This window comes from Seonamhaeicola marinus, from assembly GCF_008085455.1.
The window spans coordinates 1-236 of the sequence record NZ_VSDQ01000264.1 but is presented as its reverse complement, the minus strand read 5'-3'; the positions used below and the strand labels follow the sequence as shown (position 1 = coordinate 236).

The following is a 236-nucleotide window of genomic DNA, read 5'->3' as shown; positions in this document are numbered from 1 at the left end:
CTGCAACCGTTACAGCTCGTTCTTGCATTGCCTCTAAAAGTGCTGCCTGCGTTTTTGGTGGTGTACGGTTAATTTCATCTGCCAAAATAATATTGCCAAAAATGGGACCTTTTACAAATTTAAAATGACGATCTTCATCAAGGATTTCGCTACCTAAAATATCACTTGGCATTAAATCTGGTGTAAACTGTATACGCTTAAAATCTAAACCCAAAGCTTGTGCAATGGTATTTACC

1 protein-coding gene is annotated in these 236 nt (G+C 37.7%); it reads right to left on the bottom strand.

The annotated features are described in order from the left end of the window. Nucleotides 1-236: AAA family ATPase (locus FUA24_RS03870; protein WP_148540143.1), on the bottom strand; the 236-nt coding region annotated here is incomplete at both ends.